Origin of the sequence: Pseudomonas sp. 2VD (assembly GCF_005503585.1) — a bacterium.
In the GTDB taxonomy this organism is placed as follows: domain Bacteria; phylum Pseudomonadota; class Gammaproteobacteria; order Pseudomonadales; family Pseudomonadaceae; genus Pseudomonas; species Pseudomonas aeruginosa.
Window position 1 is genome coordinate 16,126 of record NZ_SCND01000031.1, and the last position, 14,274, is coordinate 30,399.

Annotated in this window: 14 protein-coding genes; 11 read left to right on the plus strand and 3 right to left on the minus strand. The window is 65.9% G+C overall.

Going from position 1 to position 14,274, the window contains the following annotated elements; genetic code table 11:
• The first annotated feature begins 21 nt into the window (after positions 1-21).
• The 5 genes from lpdA to FFS27_RS05835 all read left to right on the plus strand — a co-directional run bounded on the left by lpdA (position 22) and on the right by FFS27_RS05835 (position 6,374).
• Positions 22-1,458, plus strand: a complete 1,437-nt coding sequence (gene lpdA, locus FFS27_RS05815) for a dihydrolipoyl dehydrogenase (protein WP_003087422.1) — start codon at positions 22-24, stop codon at positions 1,456-1,458.
• A gap of 328 nt (positions 1,459-1,786) precedes the next feature.
• Complete coding sequence (sucC, locus tag FFS27_RS05820; RefSeq protein WP_003087425.1) at positions 1,787-2,953, plus strand: ADP-forming succinate--CoA ligase subunit beta; 1,167 nt, start codon at positions 1,787-1,789, stop codon at positions 2,951-2,953.
• Positions 2,953-3,840 (plus strand): succinate--CoA ligase subunit alpha, encoded by an 888-nt coding sequence (gene sucD, locus FFS27_RS05825; RefSeq protein ID WP_003087428.1) that lies wholly within the window; start codon positions 2,953-2,955, stop codon positions 3,838-3,840. The genes sucC and sucD overlap by 1 nt, the downstream gene beginning before the upstream one ends.
• A 310-nt stretch (positions 3,841-4,150) precedes the next feature.
• Positions 4,151-5,464 carry a branched-chain amino acid transport system II carrier protein gene (gene brnQ / locus FFS27_RS05830; RefSeq protein ID WP_003106485.1) on the plus strand — a complete coding sequence of 438 codons (1,314 nt, stop codon included), beginning with the start codon at positions 4,151-4,153 and terminating at the stop codon, positions 5,462-5,464.
• A gap of 145 nt (positions 5,465-5,609) precedes the next feature.
• A complete protein-coding gene (locus FFS27_RS05835; protein ID WP_003111671.1) occupies positions 5,610-6,374 on the plus strand; it encodes a DUF599 domain-containing protein in 765 nt (254 codons plus the stop codon).
• 58 nt (positions 6,375-6,432) lie between these two features.
• Here the strand turns inward: FFS27_RS05835 and FFS27_RS05840 are convergent, their stop codons facing one another.
• A complete protein-coding gene (locus tag FFS27_RS05840; protein ID WP_003087435.1) occupies positions 6,433-6,669 on the minus strand; it encodes a hypothetical protein in 237 nt (78 codons plus the stop codon).
• Between the two features lie 172 nt (positions 6,670-6,841).
• Between FFS27_RS05840 and FFS27_RS05845 the strand changes: the two genes are divergently transcribed.
• From FFS27_RS05845 to FFS27_RS05865, 5 genes are all read left to right on the plus strand, one after another.
• Positions 6,842-7,315 carry a PaaI family thioesterase gene (locus FFS27_RS05845; RefSeq protein WP_003087438.1) on the plus strand — a complete coding sequence of 158 codons (474 nt, stop codon included), beginning with the start codon at positions 6,842-6,844 and terminating at the stop codon, positions 7,313-7,315.
• Complete coding sequence (locus FFS27_RS05850; protein WP_003087441.1) at positions 7,312-7,758, plus strand: PaaI family thioesterase; 447 nt, start codon at positions 7,312-7,314, stop codon at positions 7,756-7,758. The genes FFS27_RS05845 and FFS27_RS05850 overlap by 4 nt, the downstream gene beginning before the upstream one ends.
• A gap of 36 nt (positions 7,759-7,794) precedes the next feature.
• Positions 7,795-9,024, plus strand: coding sequence for an MFS transporter (locus FFS27_RS05855; RefSeq protein WP_058133475.1), 1,230 nt, complete (start codon positions 7,795-7,797; stop codon positions 9,022-9,024).
• 117 nt (positions 9,025-9,141) lie between these two features.
• Positions 9,142-11,046, plus strand: a complete 1,905-nt coding sequence (gene htpG / locus FFS27_RS05860) for a molecular chaperone HtpG (RefSeq protein WP_003087446.1) — start codon at positions 9,142-9,144, stop codon at positions 11,044-11,046.
• Between the two features lie 67 nt (positions 11,047-11,113).
• Positions 11,114-11,839, plus strand: a complete 726-nt coding sequence (locus FFS27_RS05865; protein ID WP_003087448.1) for a dienelactone hydrolase family protein — start codon at positions 11,114-11,116, stop codon at positions 11,837-11,839.
• 10 nt (positions 11,840-11,849) lie between these two features.
• On the opposite strand, the gene panB is transcribed toward FFS27_RS05865, so the two are convergent.
• Positions 11,850-12,671, minus strand: a complete 822-nt coding sequence (panB, locus tag FFS27_RS05870) for a 3-methyl-2-oxobutanoate hydroxymethyltransferase (protein WP_003087450.1) — start codon at positions 12,669-12,671, stop codon at positions 11,850-11,852.
• Positions 12,672-12,751: 80 nt separating this feature from the next.
• On the opposite strand from panB, the gene FFS27_RS05875 reads away from it, so the two are divergent.
• On the plus strand, positions 12,752-13,534 hold the full coding sequence (locus FFS27_RS05875) for an AraC family transcriptional regulator (RefSeq protein WP_003097919.1): 783 nt from the start codon (positions 12,752-12,754) through the stop codon (positions 13,532-13,534).
• A gap of 10 nt (positions 13,535-13,544) precedes the next feature.
• On the opposite strand, the gene FFS27_RS05880 is transcribed toward FFS27_RS05875, so the two are convergent.
• The coding region (locus FFS27_RS05880; protein WP_137951949.1) for a c-type cytochrome at positions 13,545-14,274 on the minus strand (730 nt) is incomplete at its 5' end.

Consider the following 14,274-nt stretch of genomic DNA (forward strand, 5'->3'; position numbering starts at 1 on the left):
CACCCGAATAAGGATTGAGATATGAGCCAGAAATTCGACGTGGTAGTGATTGGTGCCGGCCCCGGCGGTTACGTTGCCGCCATCCGCGCTGCCCAGCTGGGCCTGAAGACCGCCTGCATCGAGAAGTACATCGGCAAGGAAGGCAAGGTGGCGCTCGGCGGTACCTGCCTGAACGTTGGCTGCATCCCGTCCAAGGCGCTGCTGGACAGCTCCTACAAGTACCATGAGGCCAAAGAGGCCTTCAAAGTCCATGGTATCGAAGCCAAGGGCGTCACCATCGACGTTCCGGCGATGGTTGCGCGCAAGGCCAACATCGTCAAGAACCTGACCGGCGGCATCGCTACCCTGTTCAAGGCCAACGGCGTGACCTCCTTCGAAGGCCACGGCAAGCTGCTGGCCAACAAGCAGGTGGAAGTGACCGGTCTGGACGGCAAGACCCAGGTCCTGGAAGCCGAGAACGTGATCATCGCTTCCGGCTCCCGCCCGGTGGAGATCCCGCCGGCCCCGCTGACCGACGACATCATCGTCGACTCCACCGGCGCCCTGGAATTCCAGGCCGTGCCGAAGAAGCTGGGTGTGATCGGCGCCGGCGTCATTGGCCTGGAGCTGGGTTCGGTATGGGCCCGCCTGGGTGCCGAGGTGACCGTGCTGGAAGCCCTGGACAAGTTCCTCCCGGCTGCCGACGAGCAGATCGCCAAGGAAGCCCTGAAGGTCCTGACCAAGCAAGGCCTGAACATTCGCCTGGGCGCCCGCGTGACCGCTTCGGAAGTGAAGAAGAAGCAGGTCACCGTGACCTTCACCGATGCCAACGGCGAGCAGAAGGAAACCTTCGACAAGCTGATCGTCGCGGTCGGCCGTCGCCCGGTGACCACCGACCTGCTGGCCGCCGACAGCGGCGTGACCCTGGACGAGCGTGGCTTCATCTACGTCGACGACCACTGCAAGACCAGCGTTCCGGGCGTCTTCGCCATCGGTGACGTGGTTCGCGGCGCGATGCTCGCGCACAAGGCCTCGGAAGAGGGCGTGATGGTCGCCGAGCGCATCGCCGGCCACAAGGCGCAGATGAACTACGACCTGATCCCGTCGGTCATCTACACCCACCCGGAAATCGCTTGGGTCGGCAAGACCGAGCAGACCCTCAAGGCCGAGGGCGTCGAAGTCAACGTCGGCACCTTCCCGTTCGCCGCCAGCGGTCGCGCGATGGCTGCCAACGACACCACCGGCCTGGTCAAGGTCATCGCCGATGCGAAGACCGACCGCGTCCTGGGCGTCCACGTGATCGGCCCGAGCGCCGCCGAGCTGGTACAGCAAGGCGCGATCGGCATGGAATTCGGCACCAGCGCCGAAGACCTGGGCATGATGGTCTTCTCCCACCCGACGCTGTCTGAGGCCCTGCACGAAGCTGCCCTGGCGGTGAATGGCCATGCCATCCACATCGCCAACCGCAAGAAGCGCTGAGTGATCCGACGCCCCGGTTCACGCCAGGGGCGTCACAGCGACGCGGGACGCGTCGTCCGTCAGGCCAGGACAGGTTCCTGGCCTTGTCGGGTCCGGGTTCTGTAGAATCCACGGTTTGCCGCCTGCGTCGGGATGACGCAGGCGGCAGACTTTCAGAAGAACCACGGCGGGTGAGCGCCGGCGACCGTTGCGAGGTGGCCGCGGGCGTATGCCGCCGGACTGTTTTTTCGCGAGCCGGGTGGTTCGCGAAGCGACGGTCACAGGTGGTGGGGTGCCACGAGCGCTCCGCCGAAATGCGCAATACCTAGACGAATAACGGTAGACAAGCATGAATCTCCACGAATATCAGGGTAAGCAGCTGTTCGCTGAATACGGCCTGCCTGTATCCAAGGGCTTTGCCGTAGACACCCCCGAAGAGGCCGCAGAAGCCTGCGACAAGATCGGCGGCAGCGAGTGGGTCGTCAAAGCTCAGGTGCACGCCGGCGGCCGCGGTAAAGCGGGCGGTGTGAAGCTGGTGAAGAGCAAAGAGGACGCCAAGGCGTTCGCCCAGCAGTGGCTGGGCAAGAACCTGGTGACCTACCAGACCGACGCCAACGGCCAGCCGGTCAGCAAGATCCTGGTGGAGTCCTGCACCGACATCGACAAGGAGCTGTACCTCGGCGCCGTCGTCGATCGTTCCAGCCGCCGCATCGTGTTCATGGCTTCCACCGAAGGTGGCGTGGACATCGAGAAGGTCGCCCACGACACTCCCGAGAAGATCCTCAAGGCCACCATCGACCCGCTGGTCGGCGCGCAGCCGTACCAGGGCCGCGAGCTGGCCTTCCAGCTGGGCCTGAAGGGCGACCAGATCAAGCAGTTCACCCATATCTTCGTCGGCCTGGCGAAGCTGTTCCAGGACTACGACCTGGCCCTGCTGGAAGTGAACCCGCTGGTGATCAAGAAAGATGGCAACCTGCACTGCCTGGATGCCAAGATCAATATCGACAGCAACGCCCTGTACCGTCAGCCGAAGCTGCGCGCCATGCACGACCCGTCCCAGGACGACGCCCGTGAAGCCCATGCGCAGAAGTGGGAGCTGAACTACGTCGCGCTGGAAGGCAACATCGGCTGCATGGTCAACGGCGCCGGCCTGGCCATGGGTACCATGGACATCGTCAACCTGCACGGCGGCAAGCCGGCCAACTTCCTCGACGTTGGCGGCGGTGCGACCAAGGAGCGCGTGACCGAAGCGTTCAAGATCATCCTGTCCGACAGCAACGTGAAGGCTGTCCTGGTGAACATCTTCGGCGGCATCGTGCGTTGCGACATGATCGCCGAAGGCATCATCGGCGCCGTCAAAGAAGTCGGCGTGAAGGTTCCGGTTGTCGTCCGCCTGGAAGGCAACAACGCTGAACTGGGTGCCAAGGTCCTGGCCGAAAGCGGCCTGAACATCATCGCGGCAACCAGCCTGACCGACGCTGCCCAGCAAGTCGTCAAGGCCGCGGAGGGTAAGTAATGAGCGTCCTGATCAACAAAGACACCAAAGTCATCTGCCAAGGCTTCACCGGTAGCCAGGGCACCTTCCACTCCGAACAGGCCATCGCCTACGGCACCAAGATGGTCGGCGGCGTGACCCCCGGCAAGGGCGGCACCACCCACCTCGGCCTGCCGGTGTTCAACACCGTCAAGGAAGCCGTGGAAGCTACCGGCGCCGAAGCCTCGGTCATCTACGTTCCGGCTCCGTTCTGCAAGGACTCGATCCTGGAAGCGGCATTCGGCGGCATCAAGCTGATCGTCTGCATCACCGAAGGCATCCCGACCCTCGACATGCTGGACGCCAAGGTCAAGTGCGACGAGCTGGGCGTACGCCTGATCGGCCCGAACTGCCCGGGCGTGATCACTCCCGGCGAGTGCAAGATCGGCATCATGCCGGGTCACATCCACCTGCCGGGCAAGGTAGGCATCGTGTCGCGTTCCGGCACCCTGACCTACGAAGCCGTGAAGCAGACCACCGACGCCGGCTTCGGCCAGTCCACCTGCGTGGGCATCGGCGGCGACCCGATCCCGGGCTCCAACTTCATCGACATCCTGAAGCTGTTCCAGGAAGATCCGCAGACCGAAGCCATCGTCATGATCGGCGAGATCGGTGGTTCCGCTGAAGAAGAAGCCGCGGCCTTCATCAAGGCCAACGTGACCAAGCCGGTGGTGTCCTACATCGCTGGCGTGACTGCCCCTCCGGGCAAGCGCATGGGCCACGCCGGTGCCATCATCTCCGGCGGCAAGGGCACTGCGGACGAGAAGTTCGCCGCCCTGCAGGACGCCGGTGTGAAGACCGTGCGTTCCCTGGCCGACATCGGCAAGGCCCTGGCCGAGCTGACCGGTTGGGAAGTGAAGAAGGCCTGATTTCCCGGGTTTTCTGAGTTCCAGGACGAAGGCCACCGCCTCACAGCGGTGGCCTTCGTCGTTCTATCGCATCCGTCAAACGAATGTTGCCGCGATGCGCTATCATTGCCAACGGTTCGTGTCCGACAAAACCCCGGGCGCGCCACGCATCATCCCGCAGGCCAGCGCGCCTGCAGCTATAGCGCCACATGGCCCTCAAAAGGGGTCGGGCGGCTTGACCGGTCCTCCTCATCCGGAAGGACGATGTTTCCTAACACCCCCAAAGGGAAACCCCGAACAACCGAGACTTCTGCCAGTGGTACATCCTCCTATGACTCATTTGAAAGGGTTCGACCTGCTCGCCCTTGGCTTCATGACGTTCGCGCTTTTTCTCGGCGCGGGTAACATCATCTTTCCTCCCAGTGCCGGCATGGCGGCGGGCGAACACGTATGGAGCGCGGCTTTCGGCTTCCTCCTTACCGGTGTCGGCCTGCCGTTGCTGACGGTGGTCGCCCTGGCCCGGGTCGGAGGCGGTATTGGCCGCCTGACCCAGCCGATCGGGCGGCGCGCGGGAGTGGCGTTCGCCATCGCCGTCTATCTTGCCATCGGCCCGCTGTTCGCCACCCCGCGTACAGCCGTGGTGTCCTTCGAGATGGGCGTCGCGCCCTTCACCGGGGACGGCGGCGCGCCGTTGCTCGTCTATACCGTCGCTTACTTCTCCGTGGTTCTGTTCCTGGTGCTGAACCCGGGTCGCCTTGTCGACCGGGTCGGAAAGGTCATCACGCCGGTGCTGCTGTCGGCCCTGCTGGTCCTTGGCGGCGCGGCGATCTTCGCGCCGGCGGGAGCGATCGGCAGCAGTTCCGGCGAGTACCAGAGCGCGCCCCTGGTGCAGGGCTTCCTGCAGGGCTACCTGACCATGGATACCCTCGGTGCCCTGGTCTTCGGTATCGTCATCGCCACCGCCATTCGCGACCGCGGCATCAGCGACAGCCGGCTGGTCACGCGCTATTCCATGATCGCCGGGGTCATCGCCGCCACCGGCCTGTCCCTGGTCTACCTGGCGCTGTTCTATCTTGGCGCCACCAGCCAGGGCATCGCCGGCGACGCCCAGAATGGCGTACAGATCCTCACCGCCTATGTGCAGCAGACCTTTGGCGTTTCCGGCAGCCTGCTGCTGGCGGTGGTCATCACCCTGGCCTGCCTGACCACGGCGGTAGGGCTGATCACGGCGTGCGGCGAGTTCTTCAGCGACCTGCTGCCGGTTTCGTACAAGACGGTGGTGATCGTGTTCTCGCTGTTCAGCCTGCTGGTCGCCAACCAGGGACTGACCCAGTTGATCAGCCTTTCGGTACCGGTTCTGGTGGGACTCTATCCGCTCGCCATCGTGCTGATCGCCCTGAGCCTGTTCGACCGGCTCTGGGTGTCGGCCCCGCGGGTGTTTGTGCCGGTGATGATCGTCGCGCTGCTCTTCGGCATCGTCGACGGGCTGGGGGCGGCCAAGCTGAACGGGTGGGTGCCGGACGTCTTCGCCAAGCTCCCGCTCGCCGATCAGAGCCTTGGCTGGCTGCTGCCGGTATCCATTGCGCTGGTCCTGGCAGTCGTTTGCGATCGGCTGCTGGGCAAGCCGCGCGAAGCGGTCGCCTGAGACGTCAGGCGAACCCCAGGAAGGCCGCCTCCGGGCGGCCTTTTTCATGAGCCGACGAAAGTCGTGTCCTGGCCGCGGCGAGCGGCGTCCCAACGGCGCGAAACAACGGCGGGGCGATTCCCGGCCGGCTCAAGAGGGAGTTTTCATGACCGCCGAACTCGGCATTTTCAACGGGCACCTGCCGCAACACCTGCTGGCGGCGCTCTGGTTCCTGTTCTGCTGGGTGGGCTACACCCGCTACGCCACCTGGAAGGGCCGCGACACCGCTTGCCTGGCCAGCGTCCTGCACCTCTACCGGGAGGACTGGATGCGCCGGCTGCTGCTGCGTGACAACCGTATCGCCGACGCCAGCGTGATCGGCAACCTGGAGCGCAACGCGTCGTTCTTCGCTTCCAGCACGCTGATCATCCTCGCCGGCATCCTCACCCTGCTGGGCTCCACCGATCGCGCCGTCTCGGTACTGGCCGACCTGCCGTTCGTGGAGGAGGCCAGCCGGGGACTGTCGGAACTGAAGCTGCTGTGCCTGGCAGTGGTCTTCGTCTATGCCTTCTTCACCTTCAGCTGGTGCATGCGCCAGTACAACTTCGCGGCGATCCTGGTCGGCTCGGCACCGATGATCGGCGAGCGCAACGTCGGCGAGCTGGAGCGCAAATCCTTTGCCGAGCGTGCCGCCCGGGTCATCTCGCTGGCGGCCAACCAGTTCAACTTCGGCTTGCGCTCGTACTATTTCGGCCTGGCCATGCTCGCCTGGTTCATCAACTCCTGGTTCTTCATGCTGGTGACGGCCGGCGTGGTGCTGGTCCTGTATCGCCGCGAGTTCCATTCGGACGTGCTGGAGGTGATGGTCTACACCGAGACCGCAATCGCCGAAAGCCCGCGGGAAGGCGAGGGCGAGGTGCCCAGAGGCTGAATCCCGGGCATGAAAAAGCCCGCTTGCGCGGGCTCTTTCAGGGTACGTCAACGAGAACTTATTGCTGGTTCTGTTGCGGTTGCTCCGGAGTCGGTGCCGGAGTCTGCGGGGTTGCCGGAGTGTCGCTCGACGGCGCCGGGGCGCTGGGCTCGGCAGGGGGAGTAGCCGGAGCGCTCGGCTGGGTCTCGGTAGCCGGAGCTGCCGGGGCCGCTGCCTTGTCTTCCTCTTTCTTGTCGCAAGCGGCCAGGCCAAGGCTGGCAGCGAGCAGCAGGGCAAGAGTTACGGTCTTTTTCATCGTTTAGCCTCCATGTGCGGCTTTCCTCGTTGTAGCCCTTTGAACATTTGCGCTGGCGTGAAGTTCCACACACTTCGACTATTTCGATCGTTATGTCCAAAACCCCGGCTGCCGGGGCTTTGGCGGCAGGGTATGATTCGCCCTCCAGAAAACTCCCAGCAAGGTCGCCGTCATGTCGGAAAATCCTCTCCTCGAGCGCGCCCGGCGCTTTCTCTCGGCCTTGCGTCATTGCCAGGTGCTGGGGTTGACGGTCGAGGCCGCCGACGAGAAAGGACTGACCCTGCGCCTGCCCTACAGCCAGGCGATCATCGGCAACCCGGAAAGCGGGGTCGTCCACGGCGGCGCGATCACCACCCTGATGGACACCACCTGCGGTATTTCCACGGTCTGCGTGCTGCCGGACTTCGAGATCTGCCCGACGCTCGACCTGCGCATCGACTATATGCATCCCGCCGAACCGCACAAGGATGTCTATGGCTTCGCCGAGTGCTACCGGGTCACGCCGAACGTGATCTTCACCCGCGGCTTCGCCTACCAGGACGATCCGGGCCAGCCCATCGCCCATGTCGTCGGCGCCTTCATGCGCATGGGCGGTTCGGCTCGCTCCGGGGCGGCCAGGCCGGCCGCGCAGGGAGGTGCGGCATGAGCCCGACCAGCCTCGAGCAACTGGTCCGCGACGCGCGCCGGAACAACGACTACAGCCCGCTGGTGGAGCTGATCCCGTACGCCAAGCTGCTCGGCATCGAATGCCTGCGCCTGGGCGACGACATGGTCTTCCGCCTGCCGGCGAACAAGGACAACATCGGCAACCCGACCCTGCCGGCCATCCATGGCGGCGTGATCGCCGGCTTCATGGAGCATGCGGCGATGTTGCACCTGCTGACCTTCATGAGCATTCCGCACCTGCCGAAGATCATCGATTTCTCCATCGACTACCTGCGTGCCGGGCACTTCCGCGATACCTACGCGCAATGCCAGGTATGGCGCCAGGGGCGGCGGGTGGCGAACGTCGCGATCAACGCCTGGCAGACCACCCAGGGCGAGCCCATCGCCACCGCGCGGGCGCATTTCAAGGTGGACGAGCCGTGAGCCGTACGCTGCGGAAAGTGGGCTGAGGATATCGCGATGGATGCCTTGCTGATTCTGGGCGGCCTGCTGCTGATGGTCGCCGGCTATATCTGGGTCATCGTCCTGGCCTTCGGTACCGGTCTGCTGTGGGGTTACGGCAGCCTTTTCCCGCCGGTGGCACTGGCCTATATCGGCGTGCACTGGCGTACGGCGCGCAAGGGCGTCGGGCTGGCCGCGCTGGGTTGCATCCCGCTGGTGGTCGGCCTGGCGCTGCTGGCCAGTCACGACGCTGCGCGACTGGAGGCGATCCTCAGCCTGCGCTGGCTGAAGCCGGAGGCCAGGCCGCCGGCGGAACTGGCCATCGCGCTCAGCGGGGAGTTCAACGGCAAGCCTTTCGCGCCGCAGAGCGGCGAGTTGATCGGCGGCGTGCTGAGCCTGCGCCAGGGGCACGATTTCTACGCCCAGCGCGAGCTGCAGATCCGCCTTCCGGCACAGCCGCTCGGGGCGCTGCGCCTGGACGTGCTGCCCGAGGACGGCGGCGCGTTGCCAGAAGTCGAGCTGAGCTGGCTGCAACCGGAGCAGGACCTGCCCGAGGCGCGTCGTCTCCTGCGTGGCTATACCTTGCACCTGGACCTGCGGCCCAAGGCGCCGAACCGCCTGGAGGGCGAGTTCCACCTGAGCCTGCCGAGCGACTACCGGACCACCCTCAGCGGCCACGTCGAGCTGTATACCGACCGGCTGCGCTATCGGCACGGCAAGGTCGACCTGGGCTACGACTCCGACGATACCCTGGCCCTGGTCTTGCGCGACTATCTGCAGCGACGCTTCGCCAGCCGCGACGTCAGCCTCGTGCGGGCGCCGTCCTGGCGCGCGGCCAGCCATGCGCGGCCGCTGCGTATCGAGGCCCTGGTGGCCGGCCAGACTCAGGTGCTGGAGCTGACGCTGGAGAAGAACGCCCGGCGGGAGTGGACGGTGCGCGGCGACGCGTTCCCCGCCTTGCCGGCGGAGCCTGCGACCGTGGCCGCGGCGGCGCCGCCCGAGCCGCAGGCGCTGCCGGCGCCGGGCAACGCCACCCTCGACCTGGAGCTGGTCCAGGTCGAACCGCAGCGCTACAGCCAGCGCCTGGTCAAGGCCACTACGGTACGCGGGCGTATCGCCGTGGGCCGTTTCACCGGCCTCGACAGCGAGGGGCGCCTGGTGATCCGCCGGGAAATGCCCGGTGCGGGGGAGGCGAGCTACCTGTTGCGCCCGGCGGAGATCGCCCGTCTCGAACTGCTCGAACGCTAGTCGTCGCACGACGGTGCGCGGTTTTTTCGCATAAGCGCTTGAAAAGCCGGAAGAAGGCCCCACCTAGGGGACATCCGCCGTGGTACGCGGCTTATGTCATTGATGGAGCTTGGAGCGATGAGCGTGGAAACCCAAAAAGAGACACTGGGCTTTCAGACTGAAGTGAAGCAACTGCTTCACCTGATGATTCATTCTCTCTATTCGAACAAGGAAATCTTCCTCCGCGAGCTGATTTCCAACGCCTCGGACGCCGCCGACAAGCTGCGTTTCGAAGCCCTGGCCAATCCCGAGCTGCTCGAGGGCGGCGCCGAGCTGAAGATCCGCGTCAGCTTCGACAAGGAAGCCAACACCGTCACCCTGGAAGACAACGGCATCGGCATGAGCCGCGAGGATGTGGTGACTCACCTGGGCACCATCGCCAAGTCCGGGACCGCCGACTTCCTGAAGAACTTGTCTGGCGACCAGAAGAAGGATTCGCACCTGATCGGCCAGTTCGGCGTCGGTTTCTACAGCGCCTTCATCGTCGCCGACAAGGTCGACGTCTACTCCCGTCGCGCCGGCCAGCCGGCCAGCGAAGGCGTGCACTGGTCGTCGAAGGGCGAGGGCGAGTTCGACGTCGCCACCATCGACAAGCCCGAGCGCGGCACCCGCATCGTCCTCCACCTGAAAAAGGGCGAGGAGGAGTTCGCCGATGGCTGGCGCCTGCGCAACGTGATCAAGAAATACTCCGATCACATCGCTTTGCCGATCGAGCTACCCAAGGAATTCCACGGCGAAGAGGCCGACAAGCCGGCCGAGCCGGAATGGGAAACGGTCAACCGCGCCAGCGCGCTGTGGACCCGTCCGCGCGCCGAGGTGAAGGACGAGGAATACCAGGAGTTCTACAAGCACGTCGCCCATGACTTCGAGAACCCGCTGAGCTGGAGCCACAACAAGGTCGAAGGCAAGCTGGAATACACCTCGCTGCTCTACGTGCCGGGCCGTGCGCCGTTCGACCTGTACCATCGCGAAGCGCCGCGAGGCCTGAAGCTGTACGTACAGCGCGTGTTCATCATGGACCAGGCCGACGAGTTCCTGCCGCTGTACCTGCGCTTCATCAAGGGTGTGGTCGACTCCAACGACCTGTCGCTGAACGTCTCCCGGGAAATCCTGCAGAAGGATCCGGTGATCGACTCGATGAAGTCGGCGTTGACCAAGCGCGTGCTGGACATGCTGGAGAAGCTGGCGAAGAACGAGCCGGAGCAGTACAAGACCTTCTGGAAGAACTTCGGCCAGGTCCTCAAGGAAGGCCCGGCGGAAGACTTCGGCAACAAGGAGAAGATCGCTGGCCTGCTGCGCTTCGCCTCCACCGGCGACGATTCGGGCGAGCAGAGCGTAGCGCTGGCCGACTACATCGGTCGGATGAAGGAAGGCCAGGACAAGATCTACTACCTCACCGGCGAGAGCTACTCGCAGGTGAAGAACAGCCCGCACCTGGAAGTCTTCCGCAAGAAGGGCATCGAGGTGCTGCTGCTCACCGATCGCATCGACGAGTGGCTGATGAGCTACCTGCCGGAGTTCGACGGCAAGCAGTTCGTCGATGTCGCCCGCGGCGACCTGGACCTGGGCAGCCTGGACTCGGAAGAGGACAAGAAGGCCCAGGAAGAAGTCGCCAAGAGCAAGGAAGGCCTGATCGAGCGCCTGAAGAAGGTGCTCGACGAGCAGGTCAGCGAAGTCCGCGTCTCCCACCGCCTGACCGATTCGCCGGCGATCCTCGCCATCGGCGAACAGGACCTTGGCCTGCAGATGCGCCAGATCCTCGAGGCCAGCGGGCAGAAAGTGCCGGACTCGAAGCCGATCTTCGAGATCAACCCGCAGCATCCGCTGATCGAGAAGCTGGATGCGGAGCCGGACGAGGACCGCTTCGGCGAGCTGTCGCATATTCTCTTCGACCAGGCCGCCCTGGCCGCGGGGGACAGCCTCAAGGATCCGGGCGCCTACGTACGCCGACTGAACAAGCTGCTGGTGGAGCTGTCCGCTTAAGCAGTAGCCCCGACAAAGCCCGCTTCGGCGGGCTTTGTCTTTTCCAACTCTCGCAGGAGCAGTACCCATGAGTGAGATTCGTGTAGAGCCGGTCGCCTACGACATCGATGGGCAGCCGTACGAAGGTCAACTGGTGTACGACGCCAGCCACGCGGGGCCGCGCCCGGGCCTGCTGATGGCGCCGAACTGGATGGGCGTGAGCGCCGCCGCGCTGGACATCGCCCGGCAGGTCGCTGGCCGTGGGCACGTGGTGCTGGTGGCGGACCTCTACGGCAGGGACGTGCGTCCGCAGAACGGCGACGAGGCGGGCGCGGCGATGATGCCGCTGAAGAACGACCGGGCCCTGCTGCGCAAGCGCATGCAGGCAGCGCTGGCGGCCTTGCGCGGACAGGCGCTCGCGGCTGTCGATACGACCCGCCAGGCCGCCTTCGGTTTCTGCTTCGGCGGTTGCTGCGCGCTGGAGCTGGCTCGCGACGGCGCCGAGCTGAAGGCCTTCGTGTCCTTCCATGGCACCCTGGATACGCCGGACCCGGCGCATGCCAGGAATATCAAGGGCGCGGTACTGGTCCTCGACGGCGCCTCCGATCCGCTGGTGCCGCGCGAGCAGTTGCCGGCCTTCGCCAGGGAGATGACCGATGCCGGCGTCGACTGGCAGCTCACCAGCTACGGCGGCGCGGTGCATTCCTTCACCGATCCGAACGCCAAGGTGCCGGGCAAGATGCACTATGACGCCAGGACCTCCCGGCGTGCCTTCCAGGCGATGGATGACCTGCTGGCGGAAGTCTTCGCCTGAGACCGCCGGCTCACTCGCGCATGGCGAAGCAATGCCTGGCCTCGGGGAAGCGCCTTTCGCGCACGTCCTCGGCGAAGCGCCGGGCCGCCTCGTCGATTTCCCGGTCGAGGCGCGCGTAGCGTTCGACGAAGCGCGGTACCTGTTCGCCGCTTAGCCCGAGCAGGTCCTCGCTGACCAGTACCTGGCCGTCGCAGGCCGGCGAGGCGCCGATACCGATGCAGGGGATCGCCAGTTCTTCGCTAAGGCGACGGGCCAGCGGCTCGCCTACGCCTTCGATGACCACCGCGAAGGCGCCGCCGCGCTGCATGGCGAGGCCGTCGCGGCGTACCCGTTCGGCGCTTTCCGGGTCACGCCCCTGGGCCTTGAAGCCGCCCATGGCGTTGACCTGCTGCGGCATCAGGCCGATATGGGCGAGCACCGGTATGCCACGGCGTACCAGGAAGTCCACGGTTTCTTCCATTTCCTCACCGCCTTCCAGCTTCACCGCCTGGGCGCCGCTGTCGGCCAGCAGGCGTGCGGCGTTGCGGAACGCCTGTCGGGGCGATTCCTGGTAGCTGGCGAACGGCAAGTCGGCCACCACGCAGGCGCGCCGGCTGCCGCGCATCACCGCCAGGGTGTGGGCGACCATCATCTCCAGGCTCACTCCCAGGGTACTGGGCATGCCATAGAGCACCATGCCCAGCGAATCGCCGACCAGCAGCAGGTCGGCGTGCGGATCGAGGAGGCGGGCCATGGGCGTGCTGTAGGCGGTCAGCGCCACCAGGCTGCCGGCACCCTTGCGGCGCTGGATATCGGGAACGGACAGGCGATGTTGCGGGCGATGACTGCTCATGGCGTGGCTCCGGTTTGTCTATGGGGAGCCACACGCTACCATCGGCCACGCACCGCTCACTCGACGGATGGGGACAACCGATGCCGCAAACGGGACAAGAACGCGACCTGCCGCGATTCCGCAGCCTGCCCTGCGCGGTGTATCTGCGCGCCTTCGAGATGCCCGCCGGGCACCGGGTGGAGATGCACGACCACCCCTGGGGCCAACTGATGTACGCCGCCAGCGGCACCTTGCGCGCCAGCACCGAGCGGCACAGCTATCTGGTGCCGGCGCAGCGGGCGCTGTGGATTCCGCCGGGCGTCCGGCACGCCGCGGAGGCTTGCAACCCTGTGCTGTTCCGCAGTCTCTACCTGGATCGTTCGCTGCCCGGCGGTTGCCGGGTACTGGAGGTGTCCGGCCTGCTGCGCGAACTGTTACTGCGGGCGGCGGAATTTCCCCGTGAATATCCGCCGGGTGGCGAGGCCGAGCGTCTCATGCAGGTGGTCGCCGATGAGGTCGGGCGCCTTCGCGAGGCGCCGCTGAACCTGCCGTTGCCTGGCGACCCGCGCTTGCGCCGGATCACCGACGCGCTACAGGCGGATCCCGCCGATCCGCGCGGCATCTCGGATTGGGCGGGACTGGTGGGGGCTTCCCGACGGACCCTGGCGCGGCTGTTCCGTGAGCAGACCCAGTTGTCGTTTCGCGAGTGGCGCCAGCGCCTGCGTCTGCTCAACGCGGTCGCCGCGCTGGAGGAGGGCGCCAGCGTGACGCGGGTGGCCAGCGACCTTGGCTACGACTCCACCTCGGCGTTCATCAGCCTGTTCCAGCGTCATTTCGGCCAGACCCCCGGTTGTTTCGCCCGCTCCCTGCGCTTGCCCAACTGAGCCGCATGCTTCAGGGCGCCGCCTGTTGGCGCAGGCTTGCCGCCTTGGCCGCGAGGTCCGGCCAGGCGGGCTTGCCGGCGAAACGCTCGCGCAGGTAGTTGGCCAGGGCGGCGACTTGCCGGTCGTCGAGGCTATGGCGGATGCCGGGCATATAGCCGAGGTCGCCGGTGGCCGGGCTGTGGATGCCGTCGAGGATGATCCGCAGCAGGTTGTCCGGGCTGTCCGCATGCACATTGCTGTTCAGCGCCAGGGATGGACGCACGCCGAAGAAGCGCGGTCCGTCGCCGTCATGGTGGCAGGCCAGGCAGGCCCCGGCGAACAGGCGCGCGCCGCTGCCGCTGGGCGGTTGCACGCGGCCGTAGCCCTGCCGGTCGAGGCGTTGCGCCTGTTGCTGATCGGTTTCCCCGGCCGGGGCAGCGGCGTAGGACGCAAGGTAATGGGCCAGGGCCCGCAGGTCCTCGTCCGACTGCTTGGCCAGGCCTTCGCCGACCACTGGCGCCATCGGCCCGCTGGCGACCCCGTGGTAGGCCGAATAGCCGTGGCGGAGGTAGGCGTAGAGGGCCTCCTCGCTCCAGGCGATGGGCGCCGGCGAACTGGCGTTCAAGGCTGGCGCGGTCCAGCCCTCCGCCTCGCCGCCGGCGAAGTGCGCGCTGCCGGACTTTTCCGCGCCGAGCGCATTGCGCGGCGAGTGGCAGGCGCTGCAATGGCCGAGGCCTTCGGCGAGATAGGCGCCGCGGTTC

What these genes read in the sequence shown, in the direction of transcription:
- lpdA (WP_003087422.1), top strand. Translation starts at nt 22, where the DNA reads ATGAGCCAGAAATTCGACGTGGTAGTGATTGGTGCCGGCCCCGGCGGT.
- sucC (WP_003087425.1), top strand. Translation starts at nt 1,787, where the DNA reads ATGAATCTCCACGAATATCAGGGTAAGCAGCTGTTCGCTGAATACGGC.
- sucD (WP_003087428.1), top strand. Translation starts at nt 2,953, where the DNA reads ATGAGCGTCCTGATCAACAAAGACACCAAAGTCATCTGCCAAGGCTTC.
- brnQ (WP_003106485.1), top strand. Translation starts at nt 4,151, where the DNA reads ATGACTCATTTGAAAGGGTTCGACCTGCTCGCCCTTGGCTTCATGACG.
- FFS27_RS05835 (WP_003111671.1), top strand. Translation starts at nt 5,610, where the DNA reads ATGACCGCCGAACTCGGCATTTTCAACGGGCACCTGCCGCAACACCTG.
- FFS27_RS05840 (WP_003087435.1), bottom strand. Translation starts at nt 6,669, where the DNA reads ATGAAAAAGACCGTAACTCTTGCCCTGCTGCTCGCTGCCAGCCTTGGC.
- FFS27_RS05845 (WP_003087438.1), top strand. Translation starts at nt 6,842, where the DNA reads ATGTCGGAAAATCCTCTCCTCGAGCGCGCCCGGCGCTTTCTCTCGGCC.
- FFS27_RS05850 (WP_003087441.1), top strand. Translation starts at nt 7,312, where the DNA reads ATGAGCCCGACCAGCCTCGAGCAACTGGTCCGCGACGCGCGCCGGAAC.
- FFS27_RS05855 (WP_058133475.1), top strand. Translation starts at nt 7,795, where the DNA reads ATGGATGCCTTGCTGATTCTGGGCGGCCTGCTGCTGATGGTCGCCGGC.
- htpG (WP_003087446.1), top strand. Translation starts at nt 9,142, where the DNA reads ATGAGCGTGGAAACCCAAAAAGAGACACTGGGCTTTCAGACTGAAGTG.
- FFS27_RS05865 (WP_003087448.1), top strand. Translation starts at nt 11,114, where the DNA reads ATGAGTGAGATTCGTGTAGAGCCGGTCGCCTACGACATCGATGGGCAG.
- panB (WP_003087450.1), bottom strand. Translation starts at nt 12,671, where the DNA reads ATGAGCAGTCATCGCCCGCAACATCGCCTGTCCGTTCCCGATATCCAG.
- FFS27_RS05875 (WP_003097919.1), top strand. Translation starts at nt 12,752, where the DNA reads ATGCCGCAAACGGGACAAGAACGCGACCTGCCGCGATTCCGCAGCCTG.